At 47.3% G+C, this 12,211-nt stretch carries 10 protein-coding genes, 1 pseudogene and 1 riboswitch; of the genes and pseudogenes, 1 reads left to right on the top strand and 10 read right to left on the bottom strand.

Going from position 1 to position 12,211, the window contains the following annotated elements; translation table 11 throughout:
* Positions 1-38: 38 nt before the first annotated feature.
* From sdhB to sdhC, 3 genes are read right to left on the bottom strand one after another with little or no spacing between them, the layout of a single operon-like run.
* Complete coding sequence (gene sdhB, locus AXI59_RS14940) at positions 39-797, bottom strand: succinate dehydrogenase iron-sulfur subunit (protein ID WP_061523025.1); 759 nt, start codon at positions 795-797, stop codon at positions 39-41.
* 2 nt (positions 798-799) lie between these two features.
* Positions 800-2,560 (bottom strand): succinate dehydrogenase flavoprotein subunit, encoded by a 1,761-nt coding sequence (sdhA, locus tag AXI59_RS14945; protein WP_061523026.1) that lies wholly within the window; start codon positions 2,558-2,560, stop codon positions 800-802.
* A 33-nt stretch (positions 2,561-2,593) separates the two neighbouring features.
* Positions 2,594-3,202 carry a succinate dehydrogenase cytochrome B558 gene (sdhC, locus tag AXI59_RS14950; protein WP_061523027.1) on the bottom strand — a complete coding sequence of 203 codons (609 nt, stop codon included), beginning with the start codon at positions 3,200-3,202 and terminating at the stop codon, positions 2,594-2,596.
* Between the two features lie 295 nt (positions 3,203-3,497).
* Between sdhC and AXI59_RS14955 the strand changes: the two genes are divergently transcribed.
* Entirely contained in the window at positions 3,498-3,944 is a 447-nt protein-coding gene (locus AXI59_RS14955) for a YslB family protein (RefSeq protein WP_061523028.1), read from the top strand.
* Between the two features lie 46 nt (positions 3,945-3,990).
* Here the strand turns inward: AXI59_RS14955 and AXI59_RS14960 are convergent, their stop codons facing one another.
* The 7 genes and pseudogenes from AXI59_RS14960 to AXI59_RS14990 form a co-directional block, all read right to left on the bottom strand.
* On the bottom strand, positions 3,991-5,220 hold the full coding sequence (locus tag AXI59_RS14960; protein ID WP_061528617.1) for an aspartate kinase: 1,230 nt from the start codon (positions 5,218-5,220) through the stop codon (positions 3,991-3,993).
* A 123-nt stretch (positions 5,221-5,343) separates the two neighbouring features.
* Positions 5,344-5,523: riboswitch (Lysine riboswitch) on the bottom strand.
* Positions 5,524-5,584: 61 nt separating this feature from the next.
* Positions 5,585-7,357: an excinuclease ABC subunit UvrC gene (uvrC, locus tag AXI59_RS14965; protein ID WP_061528610.1), complete on the bottom strand. Its 1,773-nt coding sequence runs from the start codon at positions 7,355-7,357 to the stop codon at positions 5,585-5,587.
* A 138-nt stretch (positions 7,358-7,495) separates the two neighbouring features.
* Positions 7,496-7,810, bottom strand: coding sequence for a thioredoxin (gene trxA, locus AXI59_RS14970; protein ID WP_061523030.1), 315 nt, complete (start codon positions 7,808-7,810; stop codon positions 7,496-7,498).
* 158 nt (positions 7,811-7,968) lie between these two features.
* A pseudogene (locus tag AXI59_RS14975) lies at positions 7,969-9,456 on the bottom strand (alpha-N-arabinofuranosidase).
* A 216-nt stretch (positions 9,457-9,672) separates the two neighbouring features.
* Complete coding sequence (locus AXI59_RS14980) at positions 9,673-10,650, bottom strand: electron transfer flavoprotein subunit alpha/FixB family protein (protein WP_061528611.1); 978 nt, start codon at positions 10,648-10,650, stop codon at positions 9,673-9,675.
* Between the two features lie 32 nt (positions 10,651-10,682).
* Positions 10,683-11,456 (bottom strand): electron transfer flavoprotein subunit beta/FixA family protein, encoded by a 774-nt coding sequence (locus AXI59_RS14985; RefSeq protein ID WP_061523033.1) that lies wholly within the window; start codon positions 11,454-11,456, stop codon positions 10,683-10,685.
* Between the two features lie 13 nt (positions 11,457-11,469).
* The gene (locus AXI59_RS14990; RefSeq protein ID WP_061528612.1) at positions 11,470-12,210 is read right to left on the bottom strand and encodes an enoyl-CoA hydratase; all 741 of its coding nucleotides are present in this window, start codon (positions 12,208-12,210) and stop codon (positions 11,470-11,472) included.
* Between the last annotated feature and the right edge of the window lies 1 nt (position 12,211).

Raw genomic sequence — 12,211 nt, forward strand, 5'->3', positions numbered from 1 at the left:
AACCTCTCCCGTGCGGAAGAGGCTCTTTTTTCTCTTTCTTATACTCTGTCGCTTCCGAAGAAATTGCGGAATGCTTGTAAATTGGTATCTCTGTTTAACGCAGCGATTGAAGTCGTGAGCGGAATGCCTTTCGGGCAGGATTGGACACAGTTTTGTGAATTTCCGCAGTCCCCGAGACCGCCTTCTGTCATTAAGGCTTCTAAACGTTCGGACTTGTTCATTGCTCCCGTCGGATGAGCGTTAAAGAGACGCACTTGCGACATTGGAGCAGGCCCCATGAATTTAGATTTGCTGTTGACGTTAGGGCAGGCTTCCAGACAAACGCCGCAGGTCATACATTTCGACAATTCATATGCCCATTGGCGGCGTTTTTCCGGCATTCTCGGTCCCGGGCCCAAATCGTAAGTCCCGTCAATCGGCACCCATGCTTTGACTTTTTTCAGTGAATCGAACATTCTGCTGCGGTCAACCTGCAGGTCACGGACGACCGGGAATGTTTTCATCGGTTTCAGGCGGATCGGCTGTTCCAGCTTATCGACAAGCGCCGTACATGATTGGCGCGGTTTTCCGTTGATTACCATGGAGCATGCGCCGCATACTTCTTCAAGACAGTTCATGTCCCACGTCACGGGAGTTGTCTTTTCCCCTTTTGCGTTGACAGGGTTTCTGCGGATTTCCATCAGCGCAGAAATGACGTTCAGATTCGGACGGTAATTGATTTCAAATTCTTCATCATATGGCGTGCTTTCTGGCGTATCCTGGCGTGTGATGATAAACCGTATCTTTTTCTCACTCATGATTATTTCGCCACCTTCTTCTTCGAATAATCGCGTTTGCGGGGCGCAATCAATGAAACGTCGACATCCTGATAGTGAAACTCCGGTGCTTCAAACGCACCGGCATGTTTTGCCATCGTCGTTTTAAGGAACTCCTCATCGTTACGTTCAGGGAAATCAGGTTTATAATGCGCTCCCCTGCTTTCGTTTCGGTTGTATGCACCGAGTGTGATGACACGGGCAAGCTGGAGCATATTAGAGAACTGGCGCGTGAACATGGCACCTTGGTTGCTCCATTTTGTCGTATCATTGATATTGATTTTCTTATACCGTTCCATTAACTCTTGGATTTTATCGTCTGTTTTCAGCAGCTTGTCATTATGGCGGACCACCGTCACGTTGGCCGTCATCCATTCCCCAAGCTCGCGGTGCAGCACGTAGGCATTTTCATTGCCGTCCATTTTCATAATATCAGCCCATTTTTCTTCCTCTTTTTTCACATGGGCGTCAAATAGGGCTGAAGACATATCCTCTGCGGATGATTCGAGACCTGATACATATTTCACCGCATTCGGCCCGGCAACCATTCCCCCGTAGATAGCGGAAAGCAGAGAGTTTGCCCCTAAACGGTTTCCTCCGTGCATTGAATAATCACATTCACCGGCTGCAAACAGTCCGCGGATGCTTGTCATCTGATCGTAATCGACCCACAGACCGCCCATTGAATAGTGGACTGCAGGGAAGATTTTCATCGGAAGCTTGCGCGGGTCGTCACCCATGAATTTTTCATAGATTTCAATAATGCCGCCAAGCTTAACATCAAGCTCTTTCGGATCTTTGTGAGAAAGATCAAGATAGACCATGTTTTCGCCGTTAATGCCGAGCTTTTGATTGACGCACACATCAAAGATTTCGCGTGTCGCAATATCCCGCGGCACGAGGTTTCCGTAAGCCGGATATTTTTCTTCAAGGAAATACCAAGGTTTTCCGTCTTTATATGTCCATACTCTTCCGCCCTCACCGCGCGCAGATTCACTCATCAGACGCAGTTTATCGTCGCCCGGGATTGCCGTCGGGTGAATTTGGATAAATTCGCCGTTAGCGTAGTATGCTCCCTGCTGATAGACGATAGATGCAGCAGAACCTGTATTGATCATGCTGTTTGTTGATTTTCCGAACACGATTCCTGGTCCTCCGGTCGCCATGATGACGGCGTCAGAACGGAATGACTCAATTTGCATATTGGTCAGATTTTGGGCTACGATGCCGCGGCACGTTCTGTCGTCATCAAGAACGGCGCCAAGGAATTCCCAGCCTTCATATTTCGTGACGAGACCCGCAACTTCATATCTGCGCACCTGCTCGTCCAGCGCGTACAGAAGCTGCTGTCCTGTTGTCGCTCCCGCATAAGCGGTTCTGTGATGCTGTGTACCCCCGAAACGGCGGAAGTCAAGCAAACCTTCCGGCGTTCTGTTAAACATAACCCCCATGCGGTCCAATAAGTGGATAATGGACGGCGCCGCTTCACACATCGCTTTTACAGGAGGCTGGTTCGCTAAAAAGTCTCCTCCGTATACCGTGTCATCAAAATGCTCAAACGGAGAGTCGCCTTCCCCTTTTGTGTTGACCGCTCCGTTTATGCCGCCTTGTGCGCAGACCGAATGAGACCGTTTTACCGGAACGATTGAAAACAGTTTAACGGCTGTGCCCGATTCCGCTGCTTTTATTGTCGCCATGAGGCCGGCAAGACCCCCGCCGACTACGATAATGCTTGATTGACTCATGATAGCCCCTCTCCCTCTAGTAATCTAGTTCTCTTACACAAATGCAAAAATCGCTTTTAGACCCACGTATGAAAGCGCTAAAAATATAATCAGCGTCACGTAAGTCGAAATTCTTTGAGAACGCGGCGTGACAGTGATTCCCCATGTGACCGCAAAAGACCATAAGCCGTTTGAAAAGTGAAAAATCACCGATAAAACGCCTACAATGTAAAAGCCCAGCATGACGGGCGAGCTTAAAATATTCGCCATCATGTCAAAATTGACTTCCGCGCCCATTTGTGCGGCAATCCGAGTCTGCCATACATGCCAGCTGACGAAAATAAGGGTGAGAATACCAGTGACACGCTGAAGCACGAACATCCAGTTTCTGAAATAACTGTAATGGCCAGCGTTGTTTTTCGCAGTAAATGCTATGTACACACCGTAAACCGCATGATAAATTAAAGGTAAGAAAATAATAAAAATTTCTAAGGCGTACCTGAACGGCAGACTGTCCATAAAGCCGGCCGCCTTATTAAACGCATCTGCTCCCCTTGCAGCAAACTGGTTGACGACTAAATGCTGAATTAAAAAGATGCCGACCGGAATGACGCCAAGCAAGGAATGCAATCTTCGAAAATAAAACTCTCTGTTCCCAGACATTACTTTACCCCCTGTTTGATTTAAGTGCGAAAAGTACTAAAATCTCTGCCCCCACTTCGTTTCAATTGTAAGCACTTTATTAAAATTTATTGACAATTTCATTTTACTCCTCCCTCAAAAGGGCGTCAAGAAAACGTGTACATAAATTATAATTTTCCGAATTGAACATTTGACAGGAAAATTTTATTTTCCTGCAATATCATTCTCACATTTTTTCACGAGTTTTAAAGGATCATCCTGTAATCCTCCCCCCTGTTTAAGCTATAATAAACGAAGGAAAGAGGGGAATACATATATGAAGAATAATTATGAAGCAGCTTTGGAAACCTTATCTGAACTTGACGTCAGCGCATACGGCTACGAATTGATCCGGGAAATCGTGCTTCCGGATATACTCGGCCCGGATCATTCATCCATGATGTATTGGGCAGGCAAACGCCTCGCCCGCAAATTTCCTCTTCAATCATGGGAAGAAATCCCCGCCTTCTTTGAAAAAGCCGGATGGGGAACCCTTACAAACGCCGGCACAAAAAAACAGGAGCTTGAATTCGAACTGGAGGGCCCGCTCGTATCCAGCAGGCTTAAACATCAAAAAGAGCCGTGTTTCCAGCTTGAAGCCGGTTTTATTGCCGAACAGATTCAATTGATGAATGATCAGATTGCAGAATCTTATGAACAAGTAAAGAAAAGAGCCGATAAAGTCGTTCTGACGGTTAAATGGGATATGAAAGATCCGGTGTAAATGAAAAAGGCGGTGACTGCCAGTCCCGCCTTTTTGCCTGCCTTTTTTATACGGCAGACGGCTGCTTAGAGAGCTCAAATGCATCGTGAAGCGCTTCGACCGCTTTTACCATATCATTTTCGCTGACAACCGTTGATACTTTAATTTCAGATGTGCTGACCATTTTCACTTGTACATTTTTTTCAGCCAGTACGGCAAACATTTCTGCAGCCACTCCCGGATTTGACACCATGCCGGAGCCGACAATGGATACTTTCGCTAATTTGCTTTCCGTTTCAATTTTTTCATAATCAAGCGCGTCTTTATATTCTTCAAGCACCGCGACCGTTTGCGCGGCATCTTCTGTTTTGACAGAAAAGGAAATGCCCGTATCGCCGTCGCCAGCCTGTAATTGAATAATGATGTCGACATTGATGTTTCGTTTCGCAAGTGTCGTAAAGATAGTAGAAAGTGTTGTCAGTCCGCTAGTGAGGCCTGAAACGGACACCCTTGTAATCTGATCTTCAAATGCGATTCCTCTGACGATTAAATTCTGCTCCATTGATGATTCCTCCTCGATTAATGTTCCGGCTTCAGGTTCCGTACTTGACCGCACTTCCAAAGGCACTTGATAATTTTTCGCGAATTCAACCGCTCTTGGATGAAGAACGCCGGCCCCCAGATTTGCAAGCTCCAGCATTTCATCGTATGAAATCCCCGCCAGTTTTCTCGCTGACCGGACATAACGCGGATCTGTCGTAAAAACACCGGGAACGTCGGTATAGATGTCGCATTTATCCGCTTGTAAGGCAGCGGCAAGGGCGACGGCCGTTGTATCTGACCCGCCCCGTCCGAGCGTCGTGATTCCGCCGTCTTCTGTCACGCCCTGAAAGCCTGCGACGACTGTGATTTTTCCTTCTTCCAGCCGCGCTTGAATCGCGGTGACATCTATATCCGTGATTCTGGCGCTGCCGTGGACGGCTTCGGTGCGAATGCCCGCCTGCCCGCCTGTATAGGAGACGGCGTCATAGCCTTTGTCCTGAAGCGCCATGGCAAGCAGCGAAATTGTAATCTGCTCTCCCGTAGACAGAAGCATATCCATTTCGCGTTTATTCGGCTCGCTGGTGATTTCCTCCGCCAGATTGACCAGTGCGTCTGTTGATTTGCCCATTGCCGAGACGACAACTACGACATCATGGCCTTTTTGCTTTTCTGCAATGGCGCGATTTGCGGCATTTTGAATTTTTTCGGCAGAGCCGACGGAAGTACCTCCGAATTTTTGTACGATAAGACCCATATTAGACCACCCTTTACATTTTGGTTCGTGCGGGTGAGGAGAAAGAGCGCTTTGTCCAATAAAAAAAGCAATGAGAGGATTCGCTCTCATTGCTTTTTTCATATCATCACGAATGATTATGAACAACGAGATAGCCCTCCAAGAAAATGATTTCTTGACAGCCTTACATTTATTTAATGCAAGGCCAGCAAATGACACCGATGGGATGTTATTCGCTTCGGCGACGCTCCCCTTTCAGCCCTTTTCGCAGAATCCATCATTCTCCAAAGGCTTACTATTGAAGTTCGCACCTCTATCTTCACCATATAACACGATCTTATGAAATTAGTTCACATTCTAGCAGATTTTTCAGTTAAGTACAATACTATTTTTGCAGCTTCTCAAACAGGAGCTGTGCCGCCGCGGCGGGGACGCCCGCTTTCTTAATGTCATCAGGGCTTGCTTCCTTCATTTTTTTGACAGAGCCGAAATGCTTCAGGAGCATCTTTTTGCGTTTTTCGCCGATTCCGGGTATATCATCCAAAACGGATTGAAAGGCGCTTTTTCCGCGAATCTGTCTGTGAAAGCTGATGGCAAAGCGGTGTACTTCATCCTGTATGCGCTGGAGCAAATAAAATTCCTGGCTGTTCCGCTCCAGAAATACCGGCTCAAGCGGGTCGCCGATCAAAAGGTTGGACGTGCGGTGTTTATCGTCCTTCGCCAAGCCCGCTATCGGCACATCCAAACCGAGCTCATTTTCCAGCACGTCACGAGCCGCGTTGATCTGTCCTTTTCCGCCGTCAATGATGATTAAATCCGGCAGCGGAAGGTTTTCGCGGAGCACTCTCGTATATCTTCTTCTGACGACTTCCCTCATTGAACCGTAATCGTCAGGCCCTGTAACGGTTTTAATTTTATATTTGCGGTATTCCTTTTTATTCGGCTTTCCGTCAATAAACACAATCATAGCCGACACAGGGTTTGTCCCTTGGATGTTGGAGTTGTCAAATGCTTCAATTCTGTGCGGCGTATAAATGTTCAGGGCTTCTCCCAGGCGTTCGGCCGCTCCGATTGACCGTTCCTCATCCCGCTCGATTAAGGAGAACTTTTCGCGCAACGCGATTTTCGCATTTTTATGGGCAAGCATGAGCAGTTCTTTTTTCGGGCCTTTTTTCGGCTGATGCACGTTTGTGTCCAGGAGCTGCTCAATCATGTTTTGGTCAACGCTGTCCGGCACTAAAATTTCCTTGGGCAGAAAGTGATTGTTTTTAGAGTAAAACTGGCCGATAAAGGTGAGAAATTCTTCGTCGTCTTCCTGATACATCGGAAACATGCTGACGTCCCGTTCAATCAGCTTTCCTTGCCGTATGAAAAAGACTTGGACGCACATCCAGCCTTTATCGTACGCATAAGCAAACACATCGCGGTCCACAAGGTCGTTCATCGTCATTTTTTGCTTTTCCATCGTTGATTCGATGTGGGCGAGCTGGTCGCGGAATTCTTTAGCCCGTTCAAATTCCAGCTTTTCCGCGGCCTCTGTCATTTTCGCCTGCAGTTCTTTTTTGACTTCGTTATATCCGCCCTTTAAAAATCGGGTGATGTCTTCGACAAGCTCACGGTTTGTCTCCTCAGAAATATCCTCTACACAAGGCGCCAGGCATTGCCCGAGATGGTAATACAGACAGACGCGGTCCGGCAGCTTTGAACACTTTCTGAGCGGGTATAAGCGGTCCAGCAGCTTTTTTGTTTCCCGTGCCGCCTGTACATTCGGATACGGGCCGAAATAGCGCCCCTTGTCTTTTTTGACATTTCGGGTGACGATAAGCCGCGGATGGCGTTCATGGGTGATTTTAATAAAGGGATAGGTTTTGTCATCTTTCAGCATGACATTGTATTTCGGATCGTACTTTTTGATCAGGTTCATTTCCAAAATAAGCGCTTCAAGATTGGAGGAAGTCACGATATATTCAAAGTCCTCGATTTCCGTCACAAGCCGTTGGGTTTTCGCATCGTGAGAACCGGTGAAATAGGATCGCACTCTGTTTTTCAGCACTTTCGCTTTCCCCACGTAAATGACTGTTTTCTGACGGTCTTTCATTAAATAACAGCCCGGCTGATCGGGAAGGAGGGCCAGCTTTTCTTTTAGTTGTTTATTCATACGTTACCCTTCCTTACGTTAGTTCTCTCTTCATTCAGTGTATCACGAACATTTGTTTTTCTCCATTCTCAGCTTTTGGAAGATAAAAAAAGGCGATCCCTTAAAAGGAATCGCCCCACCGGACATGTCACTGCCGGCTTACAGGTGTTTGTTTACAAGCTCTTCAAGGGCTTCTTTTGGTTTGAAGCCGACAGAAGTTTCAACAACTTCTCCGTCTTTTAAGACGAGAAGTGTCGGGATGCTCATTACTCCGTATTTACCCGCTGTCTCTTGGTTTTCATCTACGTCGATTTTTACGATTTTTACTTTATCGCCCATTTCTTGATCAAGCTCTTCAAGAACAGGTGCAATCATTTTACAAGGTCCGCACCATGGAGCCCAGAAATCAGCTAATACGACACCTTCACTTGTTTCAGCTGAGAACGATTGATCAGTTGCTTTTACGATAGCCATTAGTTTATTCCTCCAATTGTCAAATGATGATTTTTAGTATAGCATCTTCCATTCGTTCATGCTAATTTAATGCTTATAAATTATCTTCCCCTGATTCTGCCGGAAATAATCTGATTTATATAGTGTATTATAACCTCTGTGCAGGTGTTCAAACCTTGTTATTTTGATGCCGGCAGCGTAAGTAAAACAACTGCCATCGGAGGGAGTTCCGCATTCAGCTTTCCGTCTTGAACTGTAAATCCGGCAAACGGTTTCGGTTTGACGTTCTCCGGGCTGCTGAATGTGTTGCTGGCATTCATTTTATCGGTATGCAAGATGGTTCCAGAAGGATTCCCTCTCTTTGACATCCCCCTCAACTCAATCTTCACATCGGCCTTTTTCAGATGATCGATATTGCAAATGCTGATATGAATGTCACCGGCTTTATTTTTTGACGCTGAAATGCTGACTTGAGGCAGCTGCCCGTCTTTCCACTCGTATCGGGCCGCTTTTGTTTCTGCAGCTAAAAGGAAAGCGTCCTGATGGACTTTAAACATATCAAACACATGATATGTCGGCGTTAACAGCATGTTCTTCCCTTCTGTCAGAATCATCGCCTGAAGCACGTTTACCGTTTGCGCGATGTTGGCCATCTGTACGCGGCTTGCATGCTGATGGAAAATGTGAAAGTGAGAGGCGGCGACGAGCGCGTCGCGGATCGTATTTTGCTGGTACAGAAAACCTGGATTCGTGCCGGGCTCAGGATCAAGCCATGTACCCCATTCGTCAATAATCAGTCCGACCCGCTTATCCGGGTCGTACTGGTCCATAATGCAGCTGTGTCTTGTAATCAGCTCATCCATATGCGCCGCTTTTTTCATCGTGATGAACCATTCATCTTCTGAAAACTCCGTCGCGGAGCCTTTTCCCTTCCAAAAGTCTCCCGGGATCGTGTAATAATGCAGGCTCAGCCCATCCATAAGATCAGCAGCTTTTTTCATTAAGATTTCTGTCCAGCGGTAATCATCGACGTTTGCGCTGCCTGCAATCTTAAAGACTTCATTTCCGCTGTAATTGCGGACATAGGTTTGAAAATTGCGGTAGAGATCAGCATAATACTCGGGATGCATATTTCCGCCGCAGCCCCAGTTTTCATTCCCTATGCCGAAATATTTCAGCTTCCACGGTTTTTCCCGTCCGTTTTCCTTTCTCCAATCGGACATCGGAGTGCCCACCTCAAATGTCATATACTCAACCCAATCGGACATTTCCTTAACCGTTCCGCTGCCGACGTTCCCGGCGATATACGGCTCGCAGCCGAGCAGCTCGCACAGCCTCATAAATTCGTGTGTGCCGAATTCATTAGAATCAATCGTGCCGCCCCAATGGGTGTTAAGCATTGTTTGACGTTCACCGACTCCGTTTGCCCAGTGGTATTCATCTGCAAAACAGCCGCCCGGCTACCTGAGAACGGGAATGTTAAGCTTCTTCAGGGCTTGTGCCACGTCTGCCCTGATCCCCTCTATATTCGGAATACGGGAATCCTCCCCGACCCAAATGCCCTCGTATATTCCTCTTCCCAAGTGCTCTGCGAAATGTCCGTATATATTTTTATTAATCGTTCCTTCGATGATATCCGTTTGAATGACTGCCGTGTTTTTAGACAGACCATTCCTTTCTGATAAAAATGAAAAGCACTACAGCCAATCTATGTATCTATGATACGATCACTGAAAGGATGTCAATTAAGTTTGTAAGCGCTTTTACAGAAAGCTTATTATATTCATTCGTACATGTCAATCTTATAATTTATTATTTAATTATTTGTACGAACCAATAAATATAAACAAAACCCTCTGACAGTAACTGCCAGAGGGTTTCGATTACGAATGGATATTAGCGTTTTTAAATTCCTGTGTCAAAAGCGGGACGACTTCAAACAAGTCCCCGACGATTCCGTAGTCCGCTATTTTAAAAATCTCAGCTTCCGGATCTTTATTTATCGCAACGATGACTTTGCTGTTTGACATGCCTGCCAAATGCTGGATCGCTCCGGAAATGCCGCAGGCGATATAAAGATCCGGCGTGACTACTTTTCCGGTCTGGCCGATCTGGAGTGAATAGTCGCAATAATCCGCGTCACACGCTCCGCGTGAAGCACCTACTGCCGCCCCTAATACCTCGGCGAGCTCTTCTAAAGGCCCGAAGCCTTCTTTACTTTTCACACCGCGGCCTCCGGCAACGATAATCTTCGCTTCTGATAAATCCACGCCGTCCGCTGTTTTTTTCACTACCTCTTTAATAACTGTCCGCAAATCCGGCGGCGATGCATCAAGTTGTTCGATGCCGCCTGTGCGGGTTGCGTCTTTTTCTAACGCTTGAATATTATTCGGTCGTATTGTCGCCAAAATCATAGGATCAGTTGAGATGACCCGCTCAAAGGCTTTGCCGGAATAGATCGGCCTTGTAAACACAATATTTTCTCCGGTAACGCTTACATCCGTACTGTCAGAAATCAAGCCTGTTTCAAAACGGGCCGCAAGCTTCGGTGACAAATCTTTGCCCATTAAGGTGTGGCCGAAGATGACCGCATCAGGCTTTTCATTTTCGATCAGATCCCCAAGCACCGCGGCATACCCGTCAGCGGTGTAATGAGCCAGCCCGGGCGTATCGGCTGTAAATACTTTATCAGCTCCATAATGAATCAGTTCGGATGCTGCATCAGCTGCGCCTTTTCCGATCAGCACGCCGATCACGTCTCCGCCGCCGGAAATGGTTTTGCCTGCGGCTATAGCTTCAAAGGTGACGTTCCGTAAGGCGCCGTCACGAATTTCTCCGAGTACGATCACTTTTTTTCCCATTCTGACATCCCCCAGTTTCTTTAAATATCGGTTTACACGACTTTGGCTTCTTTTCTCAGCAGTGAAACAAGCTCTTTCGCCTGCTCGGCCGCTTCTCCCTCCAGAAGTTTCCCCGCTTCTTTTTGCGGCGGCAGAAAACGTTCAATTGTTTTGATTTTCGGAGCGACATCATCCTCGTCAATGTCGAGGTCATCAAGCTCGAGTTCTTCCAATGGCTTCTTCTTCGCCTTCATAATTCCCGGAAGCGACGGATAACGCGGCTCATTTAAACCTTGCTGGGCAGTGATGAGAAGCGGCAGAGTCGTTTTAATGATTTCGGTGTCCCCTTCATTATCCTTTTCCGCCACAGCCTCATCCCCATTGACCGTAAGTTTTGTGATCGTTGTGATGCACGGAATGTTTAATAGCTCGGCAAGTCTTGGCGCCACCTGGCCGGAACCGCCGTCAATCGCGACATTTCCGCCGAGAATCACGTCAAATTCCTGATCCTTCAGATAATGATATAAAATGGCCGATACCGAATATTGATCCGGATCGCTGAGATCGTCTTCAATATTGATTAACACCGCTTGATCACAGCCCATCGCAAGGGCCGTGCGCAGCTCTTTTTCCGCTTCCTCGCCGCCGACGGTAACCGCAGTGACGGAACCGCCATGCTGTTCTTTCAGCTGAATGGCCTCTTCAATGGCGTATTCATCATACGGATTAATGATAAATTCTGCTCCGTCCTCCTGAATCTTTCCTGCTTCAATGACGATTTTTTCTTCTGTGTCAAACGTCCGTTTCATCAGTACAAATAGATTCATGTTCTTATCCCCTTTATCTTCGCCCACCGAATTGAGGCTTTCTTTTTTCGAGAAATGCCTGAATGCCTTCTTTTGCGTCGTCTGATGCAAATGCTTCTCCAAAGCGTTTCGCTTCAAGCTTCAAGCCGCCGTCATAAGAATACACCTTGCTTGAATAAAGGAGCTCAAGCAGATAGGCCATTGACTGCGGGCTTTTTTCCGCGAACTTGCCTGCGAGAATTTTTGCTTTTGAAAGCAGCTCCTCCTCATCCTTGGCGCCGATCGTGACAAGCCCGAGGCTGAGCGCTTCTTCCCCGGTAACAGGCTCTGAGGTGCCGATCATCTCAAGTGCCTTCGCCGTTCCGACGTACCGGGGCAGACGCTGCGTCCCGGCAAATCCCGGAATAATGCCTAAATTCAGCTCAGGCAGGCCGAGCTTGGCATCCATTGTGGCGATTCTGATATGGCAGGCCATTGCGAGCTCAAGCCCGCCGCCGAGAGCAGCGCCGTGAATCGCTGCGATAACGGGCTTCGGAAAGCCTTCGATTCTCTCCATCAGCTGCTGGCCCCTATCCGCCATGCCAGAAGATTGCTCAAGATTATCAAGCGAAGTGAATTCCTTTATATCTGCCCCCGCCGAGAAAAATTTCCCCTCACCGCGAATGATGATGCTTCTTACGCTGTCATCCGCTTCACACCGGTCAAACATACCGGACAATTCATCTAAGATCCGGCTGGATAGCGCGTTGGCCGGCTGATGATTAATGGTGATCACC

This window comes from Bacillus nakamurai (assembly GCF_001584325.1).
GTDB lineage: Bacteria > Bacillota > Bacilli > Bacillales > Bacillaceae > Bacillus > Bacillus nakamurai.